This is a genomic window from Pseudoalteromonas sp. NCCP-2140, assembly GCF_023708065.1.
In the GTDB taxonomy this organism is placed as follows: domain Bacteria; phylum Pseudomonadota; class Gammaproteobacteria; order Enterobacterales; family Alteromonadaceae; genus Pseudoalteromonas.
In genome coordinates this window covers 336,958-354,390 of record NZ_BRCZ01000001.1, presented here as the reverse complement: position 1 = coordinate 354,390, position 17,433 = coordinate 336,958, and the positions used below count along the sequence as shown (strand labels likewise).

Genomic DNA, 17,433 nt, shown 5'->3' with positions numbered 1-17,433 from the left:
AGACTCCGTTCATTATCACCTTAAAGGGTTAATTGAATATGAACAACCCCTGTTATCCAGATATAAAAAAACAGGCTTTAAAAGCCTGTTTTTTCAATTACTAAATACGTTATAGCTTAGATACTACGACGCTTGTAGTTACGGTATTCTGGAAGCCAATAGTTTTTCTCAATGGCTGCCCATAGTGCTTCATCGCTCAACTCAAGTGCCACACCTTCTTCCATCGCTTTTTTCGCTACTGCAAATGCAATACGCTTACTTAACGATTGGATTTCAGTGAGTGCAGGTAATAAGCTGCCTTTACCAGTGTTTGCACGTGGTGAAGACTCAGCCAGTGTTTCACTTGATACAATCAGCATTGCATCTGTGATGCGAGTTGCTTTAGCTGCAATTACGCCTAAGCCGATACCCGGGAAAATGTAGCTGTTGTTACATTGTGGGATTGGGAACGTTTGGCCGTTATACTCAACAGGATCAAATGGGCTACCAGAGGCAACAATTGCTTGACCGTCTGTCCATTCGATTACATCAGAAGGAAGCGCTTCAACTTGCTTAGACGGATTACTTAACGGGAAGATAATCGGTTGTGGGCAAGATGCGTGCATTGCACGAATAACTTGTTCTGTGAATAAACCAGGTTGGCCTGATACACCAATTAGGATGTCTGGTTGTGCACAGTGCATTACATCTAATAAAGATGCGTACTCACCGCTGTATGTCCACTCGCTTAAACCATCTTTAGATTGGCAAAGTGCTTGTTGGAAGTCACGTAAGCCTTCCATACCTTCAGTAAGCAGACCAAAACGGTCAACCATGAAGATTTGAGAACGCGCTTGCTCATCGCTAATGCCTTCAGCAACCATAGTACTGATAATTTGCTCTGCAATACCACAACCCGCAGAGCCTGCACCAACAAACACAACTTTTTGCTCAGAAAGCTTCGCGCCTTTAACACGACATGCAGCTAGTAAAGAACCTACAGTAACCGCAGCAGTACCTTGAATATCATCGTTAAAGCTACAGATTTCATCGCGGTAGCGTTTTAGTAATGGCATGGCATTTGGTTGTGCAAAGTCTTCGAACTGAAGTAACACATTTGGCCAACGACGTTTAACGGCTTTGATGAATAGATCTAAGAATTCGTCATACTCTTCTTGCGAAATACGTTTATGACGTGCACCCATGTACATAGGGTCGTTAAGTAGCTTTTCGTTGTTAGTACCAACATCAATCATTACTGGTAACGTATAAGCTGGGCTAATACCACCACATGCTGTGTAAAGTGATAATTTACCAATTGGAATACCCATGCCACCAATACCTTGGTCACCTAAACCAAGAATACGCTCACCGTCAGTCACAACGATAACTTTTACTTTGCCTTTAGTCGCGTTACGTAAAATATCATCGATTTGGAAACGATCTTCGTAAGAAATAAATAGACCACGGGCACTGCGGTAAATGTCTGAGAACTTTTCACAAGCATCGCCTACCGTTGGTGTGTAGATAATTGGCATCATTTCTTCAAGATGATCACGCACTAAACGGTAGTAAAGTGTTTCGTTGTTATCTTGAATAGCACGTAGGTAGATGTGCTTATTTAAATTATCGCTAAAGCTTGAATACTGTTGGTAACAACGCTCAACTTGTTCTTCGATCGTTTCATAACGCGGTGGCAGTAAACCGGCTAAGTTGAAATTTTCCCTTTCTTTTTGTGAAAAAGCACTGCCTTTATTTAATAGTGGCGTTTCGATCAGACCTGGGCCTGAATAAGGAATATAAAGATAATTTGGATCGGTATTTGTAGTCATATTTCCAAGCTTTGATGCGTCATAATTATGACCTGACATTATTACTCTTGAAGGCGAAATTGCAATGACAATTCACCTTGTCAGACCATTGAAGAAAATGAATTTTATGCTCTAAATAGCATAGCGGATAGTATACATGAAAACTCAGCAGCTTTAAGGCTGCTGAGCTTGTTTTTAGTGGCTTTTATCACTTAAAGCGATGCCTTCGCGGCGTGGATCGGCTGCGCCATAAAGTTTACCGTCTTTAACTTCAACAGCATGTAAACCAGAGTTTAAATCTAGGATACGAACTGTGTGTCCGCGGTTAACAAAATCAGCTTCGGCGTTGGCAAGTTCAGTGCCCTTTTCGAGGCTTGTGTAATTATTACGATTAGTAATGCGCGGTAAGTTAATAGCTGTTTGTGCATCTAGGTTCCAATCAAGCACACCTACAACCACTTGAGCTACATAATCAATGATACGGCTACCACCCGGTGAACCAACCACTAAACGTAAGCTGCCGTCTTTGTTAAACACCATGACTGGCGACATTGAACTACGCGGGCGTTTACCCGCTTCAACGCGATTAGCTAATGGCTTACCATTTTTGGTAGGTGATAAAGCAAAGTCTGTTAGTTGATTGTTTAAAATATACCCGTTCACCATTACTGTTGAACCAAACGCCATTTCGATAGAGCTGGTCATCGATACCGCATTACCTTGGCTATCAACAATCGATACATGGGTGGTTGATGGTAACTCGTATGCATCATCTTGCGCGTACGCGAGTGAGTTTGGCGGTGTGCCAGCTTCGGCGTGAGCGTCTTTTTCAGAAATAAGCTTTGCACGACCTGCAAGGTAGTTTTTATCTAATAAACCTTGAGTTGGGATTGGCATAAAGTCAGGATCGCCCATATACACGTTACGATCAGCAAATGCTAAACGCGATGCTTGTGTAAAGTAATGCAGCGCCTGTACTGAGTTTGGTTTAAGTTTAGCCATGTCTTTATGTTCAAGTAAGGCTAAAATCTGTAATACAGCTACACCACCACTACTTGGTGGTGCCATTGAACATACTTCGTATTGGCGATAATCAACACACACAGGTGCGCGCTCTTTGCTTTTGTAATTAGCTAAGTCTTCAACCGTTATAGTACCCGGTGCAACTGCAGAGTTTTGCACTGCATGCACAAGTTCTTTGGCGTTTTCACCTTTATAGAAAGCATCAATGCCTTGTTTCGCTATATCTTTATAAAGCGCGGCAAGTTCAGGGTTCTTTTTAACCGTACCTACAGCAAGCGGTTTACCATCAGGGAAAAAGTAGTCACGAATAACAGGTAGCTTAGTAACCCCTGGGTTTAACTCTTTAGCCAATAATTGATGTAAACGCGGCGACACAACAAACCCTTTATCAGCCAGTTCAATGGCAGGGCCAAACAAGGTTTGCCATTCTAACTTACCGTAACGTTTATGGGCTGTGGCAAAAGCGTCTAAAATACCTGGAACACCAACAGAACGACCACCTACAACGGCTTCAATCCATTTTACGGCTTTACCGTGCTTATCTAAAAATAGTGTTTCATCAGCATTGCTTGGAGCCGTTTCGCGGCCATCAAAGCTGGTTAGGCTTTTGGTTTTGCTGTCGAAGTACATCATAAATGTACCACCACCGATACCCGATGATTGCGGTTCTACCAGTGTCAGTACTAATTGCGTTGCAATGGCTGCATCAACTGCTGAGCCGCCTAGCTCAAGCATTTTTTGCCCAGCTTTTACTGCATAAGGGTTTGCTGCTGCGACCATGTACTTATCGCCTTCAACAACCTGTTTATGAGCAAAGCCTGTAGCAGCTTCAGGTTCGCGAGTTTCAATTTTTGCAGGAGTTGCAAAAATAGCCGTTGAATAAATTAATGAGGTGGACAGAGCTAACAGCGCTTTGGTTTTGAATAACATAAATAAACTTAATCCCGTAGTGTATTTGGCATCTTAAAATTAAACGTGCACAATAGGCGACAATCTCAGATACAACAAAAATAACATGATAAACCTGCCCCTGAAACTAGAATATATTCTGCCGCCATTGTGTTTAGTAATACTAAGTTCCTTATTTGCTACTTTTAACTTAAATGAATATCTCGAATTTAACCGTGAGTTAGTTGCAAATGGTGAATTTTGGCGCATTTTCACTAGTCAATTTGTACACGCAAATTGGCCCCATTTAGGCTTAAATTGTGCCGGAATTTTATTAATTTGGGCTCTACACGCTGAACATACAAGCCCTACTCGCTATGCGTTTAATATTGCCACTCTTGCATTATGGTGTGGCTTAGGTGTATGGCTATTTTGCCCAGATATCCAAATTTACACCGGGTTAAGTGCCCTATTGCACGGTGTGATCATTTGGGGTGCAGTTAAAGATGTACAAGCAGGCATGTTTTCAGGCTGGTTATTGTTTGCTGGTACTTGGGCTAAAGTGATTTGGGAGCAAATAGCAGGCCCGAGTGAATCGGTGAGTCAGCTAATCGCCTCTAATGTTGCCATTGATGCCCACTTTATTGGCGCAATTGGCGGCACACTGTTGGCTTTGCCTGTCTTTATAAAAATAATAAAAAAGCGCGGGTAACCTTACTAGCTCTTTACAACTGCTCTTTGTTAACTAGAAAAAGGAATTTTAAATGAATGAAAATAAAGGAGATATTTACCTTCGCATTATCCTATTTTGCCTTTACGGGCCTCTATTGGCTGGGCTATTTGGCCAATTGGTAAACTTAAAATTTGTTTCACCAACGTTTATGGCAAGCCTTGATAATATCTATTACACCATAGTATTTTGCTCACTTTGTATTGGGTTTTGTCTGTTGTTAGCAAAATACAGAATCGTTAAAGAATCGTTTAAGAATAAAATTATTGCTCATTTGACCCTTATTCTTAGTATTTTGTATTCATGCTTAATGTTCTTTGGTATTGGTTTACTTTTATTATTCAACAACATGTTTAACTCAAATACTGATTACGTTCACCAAGAACAGGCATTTGAATATCGCACCTTTTATGTCTACACATCAGACCCTGGAGCTTTTGGAACTGCTCACCATTATGTGTATTTAAAGTGCCCTGCTTCGTTTAATCGCTATGAATTGGAGTTAATAGCTAATCTATCATGGATGAAAGACTATAAAATGAGTTTAGAGGGTGATAGTTTAATTTTTGAAAACGACTCAGAGCAAAGTAAGACAGTACTTAATGTGAGTGAATTTCATTGTAAATAACCCCTTTTGGATAAATTCTATTACAAACAAAAACAGCCACTTTAAGTGGCTGTTTTTTTTACGCTATTGATTAAAGCGTTTCTTTAAATAGCTTATGAATACGGCGATATTCATCTAACCAGCTTGATGGTTGTACAAAACCATGTGGCTCAACTGGGAAGATAGCTGTTTCAAAGTTTTCTTTTTCTAGCTCAATTAAGCGCTGTACTAAGCGTACTGAGTCTTGGAAGAATACATTGTCATCAACCATAGGCGCATTAATTAATAAATGGCTCTTAAGACCTTCAGCAAAGTAAATTGGTGAGCTCTTTTCATAAGCAATTGGGTCAACATCTGGGTGGTTTAAGATGTTAGACGTATAAGGACCATTGTAGTGAGCCCAATCAGTTACCGGACGAAGTGCAGCACCTGCTTTGAATAAATCAGGTTGTGTGAATAGCGCCATAAACGTCATGAAACCACCGTAAGAACCACCATAAGTGCCTACAGCTCGTGTATCTACGTTTGCGTTGTCTGCCATCCAGCTTACGCCGTCTGCTAAATCTTGGATCTCAGGTGTACCCATTTGACGGTAAATAGCTGTACGCCAATCACGGCCGTAACCCTTCGATGCACGGTAGTCCATGTCCATTACTACATAGCCTTCTGAAGCAAGTAGAGAGTGGAACATAAACTCACGGAAGTAACCAGACCAACCCATGTGTGAGTTTTGTAGGTAACCAGCGCCGTGGTTAAAGATAACTGCTTTACGGTTTTTACCTGTTTCGCCTTCTTTATAATCAGCAGGGTAATATACTTTCGCGTAAATTGGCTGATCAGTGTGGCTTGAAGGCACAGCAACAATCTTAGGTGCGATTAACTTCTTCGCTAAGAACTCATCAGATACTGTATGCGTTAACTGAGTTGCTTGGGTGTTTGCTTTTGCATCAGCAACATAAAGCTCAGGCGGCGACATAATTTTTGAGTGAGTTAGCAATAGTTTGCTTTCATCTGGGCTTAACTGGTAATCAGTCATACCATCAAGGTTTGTTACTTGCTCAGATTCACCGTTTGCAGGGTTTACACGATAGATTTCGTAAAGACCTGGGTGCTCAACGTTTGCTTTGTAGTAAATCGCTGAGTTATCAGCCGTTAACGTTAAGTTAGAAACAACAAATTGGCCTTTAGTAAGCTGCGTTGCTTTACCATTAAGTGGCTTTTTATAAATGTGGCTGTAACCAGACTCTTCTGATAGGTAGTAAAGCGTGTCTGAGTTGTTCAACCAGCCAAAATCATTGTATGCATAGTTAACCCACGCGTCGTCATGCAGACGGTGCTGTGAAACAAGTTTATTGTTTTGTGTATCAACAGTGGCTAACCAACGGTCTTTGTTGTCCCATGCTTCAAGCATAAGAGCTACTTGTGAACCATCTGTGTTCCATTGGATTGCACTTTGGTCCCAACCCCAATCCATCATTAAGTTGATGGCACGTGGTGCTTTTTCAGACTTATAAGTTTTACCATCACGGGCGTAGTTTTCTTTCTTAACAGCTGCAAGTACGTCTTCATCAAAACCTGGTAAGGTATTGAATGCCAGGGTTGTTTGCTCGCCTGATTTAAGGTCGATGTAAACAACGTCTGAGCTGATTGGTTTTTCATCGGCAACACGACGGCGTACTTTTTCTGCTTTTACGCGTGCATCATCGGCAATGTAATTAGGCATGATATCGCCTTCATCGCGCCATGAACGGCTTTCTGTGGTTACTGCAACAAGTGCTTGGCCATTTGGTGAAAGCTGTACATCTGCTAAACGCTTACCTTTACCTAAATAAAACTGTGCATTAGCAATGCTGTCGTTTTGCTCGTTGATTTGTGCTTTACGCTCTTCACGATCTTTTTTGTTTTTGTGCGTCAGCGCAATGTAATCAATTAGTTTGTGCTGCTCTTTTGCAATGTAAGTGTCTGGCTCTTGTACACCTTTAGGTGCATCGTCTAGGTGCAAGTTAACTAATTCAACTTGACGACCCGTTGCTAAATCAACTTTATAAAATGCATTACCTTGGCGATATGCAAGGCTACCATCAGTTAAAAACTGTGGTTTTGATTGATGTGCGCTATCGTGAGTGATTTGTATAATTTGCCCAGTGCTTAGGTTTTTAACGAAGATATTACCTTCAAATGCATAAGCCTGTTGCTTTTTATCTGCAGAATAAACGGCATTTTTAGCGCCTACAGTGTGTAGTTTGTTTAATGCTAATTGTGATGCAGATTGGCTATTTACCGCTTGAACGTATAAATCGCGTAACTCATTGCCTTGTTGCTTTTGTGCATAAACGATGCTGTTAGAATCACCATTCCAGAAAGCACGCTCAGGCTGACGGCCTAACCAATCAGGGTGAGCCATTGCTTGCTCTAACGTGATTTCAGCTGAACCTGTATCAGCAGGAGTAGCAACAACTGGTGCTACATTGGTAACTTGTTCTTCAGAAGGCGTTGAGGCGGTTGATTGACAACCTGCTAGCATGAAGCTAGATGCGACTGCGAGAGCCACTAACGTTTTATTAGCAGTGGTTTTGAATTTCATAGTGCTTCTTACGGGTTATTATAATTCGCCCTATTTAAGCAGAAGCACTGATGAAATAGCAATTTTTATAGGATAAACAGCCAAAGTTTTCCGTTTAATAACAGCTTATTTTAAGCTGATATCAAGCCATACCATACGGTGATCAGATGATGCGTTACGATCTTTAATTAAACGGAACAGTTCAGAGTTTTTCTGTGGCCAAAAAACGCCACCATCGTTTATCTCAATACCATAATTTGATGGTAAAACGTAATCAGCACGAGCTTGCCAATAAGCGGTATAGTTTTTAGCGTAATCTTCTTTATACGATTCTTTAGCGCCTTTGCTTGTTGGCGTAAAAGAGGTATTCACTAATGGGTTTTTTAAAATTTGGTCTGTGGTATTCGGGCGTGCCTTACCCCCTTCTGGCGCAGCATTTAAATCACCAACAATAACAAAGCGGCTTTTCGGTTTTAAGCCACCTTTTTGACCTTTATCATCGTAAATGTAGTTAGCATTGTTGATGTAATCAGCAACTAGGCGTACTTCATCGTGGTTACGCTTACCGTTACGGTCTTCGTCACCATCAAAAACAGGCGGCGTTGGGTGCGAAGCAAGCAAATGAAACGTTTTGCCTTTTACATCTATTGGTAAATCCCAAAAAGACTTAGAACTTAGGTGAATTGCTTGCCATTCTTCAGCTGAATACCAGTCCCTACCTGTTTTGGGGTCAATGGGCATTTGTGCATTTGGCATATCTTTGTATTTGAATGTTTGTAATGTACGCGCTTTATCTAAATCGATTGGGTAGCGCGACAATACGGCCATTGCATAATGCCCCTCAAAGAAGCCAAAGCCGTGTGCGTCACCTTTGTAATGCCCCTTTACACCATCATTGTCTAGGTCAAACTCAGTAGGTAAACCAGTGTTAACAGGTGCAATAAAGTAATACGGGTAATCGATGGCAACCTGCTTATTTTGCGATACTTGCAGGTAGTTTTTACGAAATACGTTAATGCCTTTGTCGGCATCAATATAATCAAACTCATTGAGTAAAATTACATCAGGTCTTACGCGCTGAATAATTTCGGCAATGTTGCGAATTTGCTGGTGGTTGCTCGCTAATGCTTTGCTTAAAGCATCTTTATCGATCGCCTCGCCTTTTTTAGCGTAGTTAGTTGCATCCATACTCACATTAAAGGTAGCAACACGTAAATCAGCAGCCGATACATTGTTAGCAAATAAGCCTACAGCCAGTGCTATTGAAGAAGTTAATAAAGCGTTTTTCATGAAATAAATCCGTCTACTATAAGTAGTAAAATAATACTGCTGACAATGATCCATAAGATCATCGCCATGATAAAAGGTTTAATGCCCGCTTGTTTTAAGACTGAAATAGATAAACCACTACCAATCAAAAATAAGGTCATTACTAAAACTTGTTTAGCACCAACATTGAGTGCATGCCACAGTGTTTGATACTCAGGAAAGCTCGAGTTAATTAGCGCCGCCGCTAAAAAACCAAATATAAACAATGGGATACTGGCTTTTTCATCCGATTTCCAAAACACACCCGCGATGCTCGTATAAGGGATTATCCACATCGCTCTGGTCAGTTTAATGGTTGTAGCAATAGCAAGTGCTGATGCGCCATACGCAGCGGAAGCCCCCACTACACTACTGGTGTCGTGAATAGCAAGTGCAGCCCAAACACCGAATTGTTGCTCAGTCAGGCCAAAGTAATGACCAATCATTGGAAATAACACTAAGCCAAGGGCGTTTAATAAAAACACCACAGCGAGTGATATGGCTACTTCGTGATCTTTGGCCTTTATAACCGGCGCCATTGCTGCAATGGCGCTACCACCACAAATGGCGGTACCAAATGAAATAAGTACACCGGTGTTTTTATTTAACTTAAATAACTGAGATAAAATTTCACCAAGGCCAATAATAGCGGTAATACTGACAATAGTAAGCACAATAGAGCTGCGTCCTACTTCTATAACTTGATTAAAATCAACAGCAAAGCCTAAGCCAATCACCGCCAACTTTAGCATCCATTTACTTATTTTTTGTGACTGCACTGCAAATGGGTTGCCTAATATCATGGCAAATAAAGCACCGACCACAAGTGCCGTAGCAGAGCCAACAAATGGTAAAGCAGATACTAAAAATAGTGCAATAAATAGAAACTGCTTTGGGCGTTCGGCTATCACAACGGTGCTCTGATAAGTTTATTGGTTAGCTTATGCACCACAGGTGCAACAAAAATAACGGTAGGAAATGCCACGCAAAATGCAAAAGCCCATGCTTTAAGCCAAATGGTTGCAATGTTATCGATTAAACCAACGTTAAAGATGCTGATCACTAAGGACATAAATCCAGACATAAACAGCGCCATAAAGAACGCAAATACGACTGTTCTAAATCGAGGATGTAACATAACGAACTAATATTAATATAAAAATATTAGTCTATAGCAAGATGACCCTGACGCAAGTGCTTTGAGACAAGAGGTACAAAATTAGCGAAGTTTGCGGGTAATTAAAAAGCCGAGATAAACTCGGCTTTTAAGAATTTAAACTGATTAGTTTAAAATAAGTTGAGTGCTGGTAGCTGCTACACCTGGGTAGTCTTGCTCTGGCAGAATTTCAGCCAGTGCCGCTAAACGCTCACCTAATTGATGAAGGTTATCAGCCGATACATTGATATGACCCATCTTACGACCCGGTTTCGCCGTTTTACCATACCAGTGACTTGTAACGTCTTGCGTTGCCAGTACTGAGTGTGGGATTGAAGGCTGACCTAATACGTTGATCATAGCAGTAGGACGAAGACACTCTGTACTACCTAATGGTAGACCTGCAACAGCGCGCATGTGGTTTTCGAACTGTGAGCAATGTGTACCCTGCTGTGTCCAGTGACCAGAGTTATGAACACGTGGCGCAATTTCGTTAACTAATAACGTACCTTGTACATCAAAAAACTCAATTGCTAATACACCTACATAGTCAAGCTCTTGCGCTAACTTGTTAAATGCCAGCTCTGCTTGTTCTTGAATTGCTGCTTTTTCTTTACCGGCAACTGAAAGCGTAAGTACACCATTGGTGTGTTGGTTTTCAGTCAATGGATAAATAACGGTGTTACCCGCTTTGTCGCGAGCACCAATGATAGATACTTCACGGTCAAATGGGATCATCTTTTCAGCGATAATAGAATGCGGCGCACTTTCAGTGCCTGATGCTATGAAATCTGCCATTTCTGACCAGATTTGGTCAATTTGATCATCAGACTTTAAGCGCCATTGCCCTTTACCATCGTAACCCGCTTGGCAAGTTTTGATCACAAGTGGCTTGCCTAAACGCTCTACAGCAGCAATAAGGTGCGCTTTTTCTGTAATTAATTGGTAAGGCGCACATTCAACATCTGTTTTATCAAGTAATGCTTTTTCAAGTGCGCGATCGCCACCTGTTTTAATTGCCGCTTTACCCGGATAAAACTTATTGCTTTGACAACATAGTGTAAGTACATCATCAGGAATGTGTTCAAACTCTGCTGTAATCGCGTCTGCGTTATCAATAGCTTGTTGTAATGTGCTGTTATGAACTTCACCAGTTAATGGGTGAATGATTTTTTCACTACCCACATCGTAGGCAACAACATTTAAATCAAGCGGTGCACCCGCTAAGCTCATCATGCGAGCTAACTGACCTGCACCTAAAATTAGAATATTCATATTACTCTGCAGGATTAGGGTTAGCTAAGATAGTGTCTGTTTGTTCTTTACGGAAAGCTTCTACTTTTGCGAAGATTTCAGGCTGTTGGCAACCTAAAATTTGTGCCGCTAAAAGGCCAGCATTTGCAGCGCCTGCTTCACCAATAGCAAGAGTACCTACCGCAACACCTTTAGGCATTTGGCAGATAGATAATAACGAATCAACACCATTAAGTGTTTTAGACTTAACTGGTACACCTAAAACTGGCAGTGATGTAAACGCCGCAGCCATACCAGGTAGGTGCGCAGCACCACCGGCGCCTGCGATAATAATTTTAATGCCGCGATCTGCAGCTGAACTTGCATAGTCAGCAAGTAATTGAGGGGTACGGTGAGCAGAAACAACTTTAGTTTCGTATTCAATGCCGAATTTTTCTAGCATTAACGCCGCATGTTCCATCGTTGGCCAGTCTGATTTGGAACCCATAATAATGCCAACAGTCATAAATACACCTCAGTTAAATAGTTTTCTAAAAAGCGGACTTTTGTCCTTATTTTGTGGCGGGTATTATATACCTAACTCACATCAAGATGCGAGTTTCAGTTGGAATTAAAAGCGATTTTGCAAAGCGTTGATGCAAATAATAGAGGTTCTATTGTTAAAATCGATAACGCAGTATAAATCGCTCTTAAACCACATCAAGATGCGACTCTAGAAGCACAAAAAAGCCATGACATGCATGGCTTTTAATCACTCATCAGATAATTAAGCTTCTTTGCTTGCTAGGTACTCTGTGTATGTACCCTTAAAGTCTATAACTTTGCCGTCTTTGATTTCCCAAATACGGTTTGCAAGCGATGATACAAATTGTCTATCGTGAGATACGAACAATAATGTCCCTTCGTATGCTTCAAGTGCTAAGTTAAGCGCTTCGATTGATTCCATATCCATGTGGTTGGTTGGCTCATCCATTAATAAGATGTTTGGTTTATGCATCATAATTTTGCCAAACAACATACGGCCTTGCTCACCACCTGAAATCACTTTTACTGACTTTTTGATATCGTTTTGTGAAAACAGCATACGACCTAAGAAACTACGAACAACTTGCTCGTCGTCACCTTCTTGTTGCCATTGTTCCATCCACTCAAATAAGTTCATGTCTTGTTCGAACTCGTCAGCATGGTCCTGAGCGTAATAACCGATATTAGCGTTATCAGACCATTTAAATTCACCTTGCTTCGGTGCTAAACGACCAGCAAGAGTATTTAATAGTGTGGTTTTACCAACACCGTTCTCACCGATAATTGCAATACGCTCGCCTACTTCAACAAGGCCTTCAAGGCCACTGAATAATGTTTCTTCAAAGCCTTGTGTTAAATTTGTTAGTTCTAAGGCATTACGGAATAACTGCTTTTCTTGCTCAAAACGAATAAACGGGCTTTGACGAGAAGATGCTTTAACTTCTTCAAGCTGAATTTTATCAATTTGTTTAGCACGTGATGTTGCTTGCTTTGCTTTTGAAGCGTTCGCAGAGAAGCGCGATACGAACTGTTGAAGTTCGGCAATTTGGCTCTTCTTCTTGGCATTTTCGCTTAGTAGACGCTCACGAGCTTGCGTTGCAGCAAACATGTACTCATCGTAATTACCTGGGTAAATACGAAGCTCACCGTAATCGATGTCGGCCATGTGTGTACAAACTGAGTTTAAGAAGTGACGGTCGTGCGAAATGATGATCATGGTACAGTCACGCTGGTTTAGTACGTCTTCTAGCCACTTGATGGTGTAAATGTCCAAGTTATTGGTAGGCTCATCGAGTAGCATGATATCTGGATCAGAGAACAGCACTTGTGCAAGTAACACTCGCAGTTTAAAACCCGGTGCGATTTCAGACATAGGGCCGTAGTGTTGCTCTGTGCCAATACCTACACCAATTAGTAACTCACCTGCTTTAGCTTCTGCTGAGTAACCATCCATTTCGGCAAACTCAGTTTCTAGGTCTGCTACACGCATACCGTCTTCTTCGCTCATCTCAGGTAAGCTGTAAATACGGTCACGTTCTTTTTTTACTTCCCACAGCTCTTTATGTCCCATGATCACTGTGTCGATTACAGAAAACTCTTCGTAAGCAAACTGGTCTTGGTTTAGTTTAGCAATACGCTCGTTTGGATCTGTGCTGACATTGCCTGAAGATGGCTCTAGTTCACCACTTAGGATTTTCATGAAGGTTGATTTACCACAGCCATTCGCACCGATTAAACCGTAACGGTTACCATCGCCAAATTTTGCTGAGATATTTTCGAATAAAGGTTTAGCACCAAATTGCATGGTGATATTAGCTGTACTAATGATAGCGGTACCCTCCAGCGGGTAAAAAGTAAAAACGAAACTGCGGGCAATTTTAAACTAAAGCCGCGTGGCACGCCATGAAAGTTTAATTAAATACACCGGCTAATTTTACAAGCTCAACACTTACGACTACCTTTAATGAGCGTGCTCATATATGTATATGAGCACGCTCACTTTTAAAATAACCAAATAAAAACAGCAGGTTAAAAATGAGCAAAAATGGCGATACTCACCAACGTATTTTAGAGGCGGCTTGGCGACTCTTTACTGAGCAAGGGTTTAACGATACCTCTACACGGCAAATTTCAGCAGCAAGCAACATAGCGGTTGGCACCTTGTTTAATCATTTTGTAGATAAAGTGGCTATTTTAGAAGCCTGCCTCGAAGACAAATTTAATGATGTGTTGGAGCGCGCAAAAGAAACCGATATTCACCGCCCTGCTCGCTTAAAGATTAATCATTACGCGCAATATTTTTATCAGTTTTATTGTTTACACAACCGCTTTTATAAAGTGCTTTTTAGCCAGCGATTGTTTTCGCAATCATTCCAGCAACAGCACATGGAGCTAATTCAATCATTAGTTTTTGCCGACCAACCGCAATTTAATAAAGTAAAAGCAGCTATATTACTCGACTGCTATTTTATGACCTTGTTGTATGGCTTAGGCGCCGAAACCCCAAACACTAAACTCATGCTCAGAACGTTAAGTCAGAAGGTGTCTATTTTTTAGGCTTAGCATTTTTTGATTAGTATCCTTGAAAAATACCAGTCACAATTTTGGATAATTTATTCTCAGAAAGTTCGTATTTTAATTTATTCTTCGGTTAAAGCTCCTTCCCCGCTTTAATAATTCAATTGCTTTCGTTATCTTTCGGCTTTAGGGACATGCTACAAGCAAGGATATATATATGAAAAAAGCTCTTCTATTCACAATCATCGCAAGTGTCACTAGCATTTCAAGTGTACATGCAATTGAAATATATAAAGATGATCAAAATAGTGTAAAAATTGGTGGCTATATCAATGCTAGGGTTATTGCTACACAAGGCGAAACTGAAGTTGTTAATGGCGTTTCACGAATTAATTTTGATTTTACCCGTAAACTGCAAAATGATTGGGAAGCAATTACTCTACTAGAATGGGGGATCAACCCAGTAGGCAGTAATGACATTGTGTACAATAACCGCTTTGAAACTGTACAAGATGAATTTTTGTATAACCGCCTAGGTTATGTTGGCATAAAACACGATAAATATGGTCAGATTACCTTTGGTAAGCAATGGAGTACTTGGTATGACGTTGTTTACAACACTAACTACAGCTTAGTGTGGGATGGTAATGCAGCTGGAGTATATACCTATAACAAAGGTGATGGTGGTGTGAACGGCACTGGCCGTTCAGATAAAACAGTACAATATAGGAATAGTTTCGGTAACCTACACGTTGCTATTCAGGCACAGTTGAAGACAGACGATTTTTATACCTGTGATATTATTGATATTTCACGAAGTGCTTGCCAAGCACTTTGGAATGAAGGTACTAATAGTGCTGCACAAAGAGTAGAATTTAACTCAACGTATGGCGCAGCCCTTACCTATTATTTAAATGACAATTTGAAATTTTCTGCCGGTGTAAACCGTGGTCAATTTGATATTATTTATGCAACAGGACGCGACCAATCAGTCACAGATTTAATTTATGGTGCAAGTGTTACCTTTGGAGAGTTTGATAATCTTGGTTGGTATGCATCAGCAAATATTAACCGAAATGAAAACCATGATACTGATAATTTAGGTCGATTAATAAATGAGGCGATTGGTTCTGAGTCGATATTAAGTTATCGTTTCGAGAATAATATTCGAACATTTCTTGCCTATAACGTCTATGATGCTGGAGATGACTACGTTATCCAACCAAACTTCAACGCTGATCCGAATGATGTATTCAAACGTCAATTTGCTGTTTTAGGTTTTCATTATTTTATGGGCGACCAAAACCTTATATACGTTGAAGCCCGTAAAGATTTTAGCGACTTTTCAAGTGCTGACGCAGAGCAAGAAGCGCAAATGTCAGAAACTGAGGATGATGGCTTTGCTATAGGATTTCATTACAGTTTGTAGTTAAGTTAAACATTGAATGCCCACTTTGGTGGGCTTTATCTTCGCGTGTTATTTTATGACCTTTTTGTATAATTAAAGCGCCACCCACCCAATTCCAAACTAGTACTAAAAAAATAGACCATAAGTCGCCTTTTTTTTAGACTTATTAACTCATTGATAATTCAACACAGTGAACCTAAAGTGAATAATTTTTCCTCGATGTAGGTTTGTTGCATGATAATTTTTCACTTTTGACCCTATTTTAGCTTTGATAATCTCCGTCTCTTAACTAAATTATACCTATTAGGGACAATATTTAATCAAGGTACTCTATGAAAAGAACACACACTGCCTTATTTGTTGCAGGCATGCTTGCCATACCTACAGCCAATGCCATCGAGATCTATAACGATCAAACCAATAGCGTTACTGTTGGAGGCTTTATCGATGCAAGGGTGATTAATACGCAAGGCGAAACTGAGGTAGTAAACGGTGCATCACGCATTAATTTTGATTTTAAGCGCCAATTAAAAAACGGCTGGCAAGCGTTTGCTTTACTGGAATGGGGTGTAAACCCTGTTGGTAGCAGCGATATCGTTTACAGCAATCGCTTTGAATCAATTCAAGATGAGTTTTTATATAACCGCTTAGGCTATGTTGGCCTTAAACATGACGATTACGGCCAAGTGACATTAGGTAAACAATGGGGTGCATGGTACGACGTTGTTTATAACACCAACTACAGCTTAGTGTGGGATGGTAATGCTGCAGGTGTTTATACCTACAATAAAGATGACGGAGCTGTAAATGGCACAGGCCGTGGCGATAAAGTACTGCAGTATCGTAATACCTGGGGTGATTTTCATTTAGCGCTCCAAGCACAGCTAAAATCTGATGAATTTTACACCTGTGACATCGTTGATATTTCAAGAAGCTCTTGTGAAGTACTTTGGAACCAAGGAAACAATGCTGCGCAAAAAGTAGAATTTAATTCGACTTATGGCGCTGCACTCACCTACTCGGTTAGCCCTAATTTAAAAGTTACTGCCGGTGTTAACCGTGGCCAGTTTGATATTGTGTATGCCGGTGGCAGAAATCAATCAGTAAACGATTTAATTTATGGTATGGGCATTACCTATGGTGATTTTTATAAACCGGGTTGGTATGCATCAGCGAATATCAATAAAAACGAAAACCACGATACCGACAACTTAGGTCGCTTGATCAAAGATGCTGTCGGATTAGAGTCTATTTTAAGCTACCGCTTTGATAATGACATACGTACTTTTGTTGCTTATAACGTTTTTGATGCAGGTAGTGACTATGTTATTCAGCCGAACTTTAATGCCGACCCTGAAGATGTGTTTAAACGCCAATTTGCAGTAATTGGTGCGCACTACTTTATGAGCGATGACACCATTTTATATATTGAAGCTCGTAAAGATTTTAGCGATTTTTCGAGTAATGACGCTGAGCAAGAAGCACAGATGTCACAAACTGAAGATGACGGTATTGCCATTGGTTTTAATTACACTTTGTAATTACAAAAACACTAAGCCCACTATTGTGGGCTTTACGGCGATAAATCACTTATGTTCATATTATTTTGTGTTCGCAATATCAATCAACGTCTGCTATTACTTAACAACCATAAAACTAAAATA

Annotated in this window: 14 protein-coding genes; 5 read left to right on the top strand and 9 right to left on the bottom strand. The window is 40.5% G+C overall.

Translation table 11 applies throughout. The annotated features are described in order from the left end of the window. Nucleotides 1–116: 116 nt before the first annotated feature. Both NFU46_RS01730 and ggt read right to left on the bottom strand, forming a co-directional pair. The gene (locus tag NFU46_RS01730; protein WP_062565377.1) at nt 117–1,811 is read right to left on the bottom strand and encodes an NAD-dependent malic enzyme; all 1,695 of its coding nucleotides are present in this window, start codon (nt 1,809–1,811) and stop codon (nt 117–119) included. A 174-nt stretch (nt 1,812–1,985) separates the two neighbouring features. Further along, the gene (gene ggt, locus NFU46_RS01725; protein WP_251599115.1) at nt 1,986–3,743 is read right to left on the bottom strand and encodes a gamma-glutamyltransferase; all 1,758 of its coding nucleotides are present in this window, start codon (nt 3,741–3,743) and stop codon (nt 1,986–1,988) included. A gap of 85 nt (nt 3,744–3,828) precedes the next feature. Here ggt and rrtA point away from each other — a divergent pair, with 85 nt between their 5' ends. Further along, complete coding sequence (gene rrtA / locus NFU46_RS01720; protein WP_251599112.1) at nt 3,829–4,413, top strand: rhombosortase; 585 nt, start codon at nt 3,829–3,831, stop codon at nt 4,411–4,413. Between the two features lie 52 nt (nt 4,414–4,465). Then, complete coding sequence (locus tag NFU46_RS01715) at nt 4,466–5,059, top strand: hypothetical protein (RefSeq protein ID WP_251599108.1); 594 nt, start codon at nt 4,466–4,468, stop codon at nt 5,057–5,059. Between the two features lie 70 nt (nt 5,060–5,129). Here the strand turns inward: NFU46_RS01715 and NFU46_RS01710 are convergent, their stop codons facing one another. The 7 genes from NFU46_RS01710 to NFU46_RS01680 form a co-directional block, all read right to left on the bottom strand. Beyond that, a complete protein-coding gene (locus NFU46_RS01710; protein WP_251599104.1) occupies nt 5,130–7,622 on the bottom strand; it encodes a prolyl oligopeptidase family serine peptidase in 2,493 nt (830 codons plus the stop codon). 105 nt (nt 7,623–7,727) lie between these two features. Beyond that, on the bottom strand, nt 7,728–8,891 hold the full coding sequence (locus NFU46_RS01705; protein ID WP_251599101.1) for an endonuclease/exonuclease/phosphatase family protein: 1,164 nt from the start codon (nt 8,889–8,891) through the stop codon (nt 7,728–7,730). Further along, nucleotides 8,888–9,820 carry a YeiH family protein gene (locus NFU46_RS01700; protein ID WP_166340101.1) on the bottom strand — a complete coding sequence of 311 codons (933 nt, stop codon included), beginning with the start codon at nt 9,818–9,820 and terminating at the stop codon, nt 8,888–8,890. The genes NFU46_RS01705 and NFU46_RS01700 overlap by 4 nt, the downstream gene beginning before the upstream one ends. Then, nucleotides 9,817–10,005, bottom strand: coding sequence for a DUF2798 domain-containing protein (locus NFU46_RS01695; protein WP_228482543.1), 189 nt, complete (start codon nt 10,003–10,005; stop codon nt 9,817–9,819). The genes NFU46_RS01700 and NFU46_RS01695 overlap by 4 nt, the downstream gene beginning before the upstream one ends. 186 nt (nt 10,006–10,191) lie before the next feature. Further along, nucleotides 10,192–11,340, bottom strand: a complete 1,149-nt coding sequence (locus tag NFU46_RS01690) for a 5-(carboxyamino)imidazole ribonucleotide synthase (RefSeq protein WP_251599098.1) — start codon at nt 11,338–11,340, stop codon at nt 10,192–10,194. A gap of 1 nt (nt 11,341) precedes the next feature. Beyond that, nucleotides 11,342–11,824: a 5-(carboxyamino)imidazole ribonucleotide mutase gene (gene purE / locus NFU46_RS01685; RefSeq protein WP_054553887.1), complete on the bottom strand. Its 483-nt coding sequence runs from the start codon at nt 11,822–11,824 to the stop codon at nt 11,342–11,344. Between the two features lie 261 nt (nt 11,825–12,085). Continuing rightward, the gene (locus tag NFU46_RS01680; protein ID WP_082401562.1) at nt 12,086–13,672 is read right to left on the bottom strand and encodes an ABC-F family ATPase; all 1,587 of its coding nucleotides are present in this window, start codon (nt 13,670–13,672) and stop codon (nt 12,086–12,088) included. A gap of 206 nt (nt 13,673–13,878) precedes the next feature. Here NFU46_RS01680 and NFU46_RS01675 point away from each other — a divergent pair, with 206 nt between their 5' ends. The 3 genes from NFU46_RS01675 (at nt 13,879) to NFU46_RS01665 (ending at nt 17,310) form a co-directional block, all read left to right on the top strand. Then, nucleotides 13,879–14,400 (top strand): TetR/AcrR family transcriptional regulator, encoded by a 522-nt coding sequence (locus tag NFU46_RS01675; protein WP_251599094.1) that lies wholly within the window; start codon nt 13,879–13,881, stop codon nt 14,398–14,400. Between the two features lie 178 nt (nt 14,401–14,578). After that, entirely contained in the window at nt 14,579–15,790 is a 1,212-nt protein-coding gene (locus tag NFU46_RS01670) for a porin (RefSeq protein ID WP_251599091.1), read from the top strand. Between the two features lie 311 nt (nt 15,791–16,101). Then, complete coding sequence (locus NFU46_RS01665; RefSeq protein ID WP_251599088.1) at nt 16,102–17,310, top strand: porin; 1,209 nt, start codon at nt 16,102–16,104, stop codon at nt 17,308–17,310. Nucleotides 17,311–17,433 lie beyond the last annotated feature (123 nt).

Bases quoted from the DNA above. Each gene is read 5' to 3' on its own strand.
- purE (WP_054553887.1), bottom strand. From the start codon at position 11,824: ATGACTGTTGGCATTATTATGGGTTCCAAATCAGACTGGCCAACGATG.
- NFU46_RS01665 (WP_251599088.1), top strand. From the start codon at position 16,102: ATGAAAAGAACACACACTGCCTTATTTGTTGCAGGCATGCTTGCCATA.
- NFU46_RS01710 (WP_251599104.1), bottom strand. From the start codon at position 7,622: ATGAAATTCAAAACCACTGCTAATAAAACGTTAGTGGCTCTCGCAGTC.
- NFU46_RS01670 (WP_251599091.1), top strand. From the start codon at position 14,579: ATGAAAAAAGCTCTTCTATTCACAATCATCGCAAGTGTCACTAGCATT.
- NFU46_RS01705 (WP_251599101.1), bottom strand. From the start codon at position 8,891: ATGAAAAACGCTTTATTAACTTCTTCAATAGCACTGGCTGTAGGCTTA.
- NFU46_RS01715 (WP_251599108.1), top strand. From the start codon at position 4,466: ATGAATGAAAATAAAGGAGATATTTACCTTCGCATTATCCTATTTTGC.
- rrtA (WP_251599112.1), top strand. From the start codon at position 3,829: ATGATAAACCTGCCCCTGAAACTAGAATATATTCTGCCGCCATTGTGT.
- ggt (WP_251599115.1), bottom strand. From the start codon at position 3,743: ATGTTATTCAAAACCAAAGCGCTGTTAGCTCTGTCCACCTCATTAATT.
- NFU46_RS01730 (WP_062565377.1), bottom strand. From the start codon at position 1,811: ATGACTACAAATACCGATCCAAATTATCTTTATATTCCTTATTCAGGC.
- NFU46_RS01695 (WP_228482543.1), bottom strand. From the start codon at position 10,005: ATGGCGCTGTTTATGTCTGGATTTATGTCCTTAGTGATCAGCATCTTT.
- NFU46_RS01690 (WP_251599098.1), bottom strand. From the start codon at position 11,340: ATGAATATTCTAATTTTAGGTGCAGGTCAGTTAGCTCGCATGATGAGC.
- NFU46_RS01675 (WP_251599094.1), top strand. From the start codon at position 13,879: ATGAGCAAAAATGGCGATACTCACCAACGTATTTTAGAGGCGGCTTGG.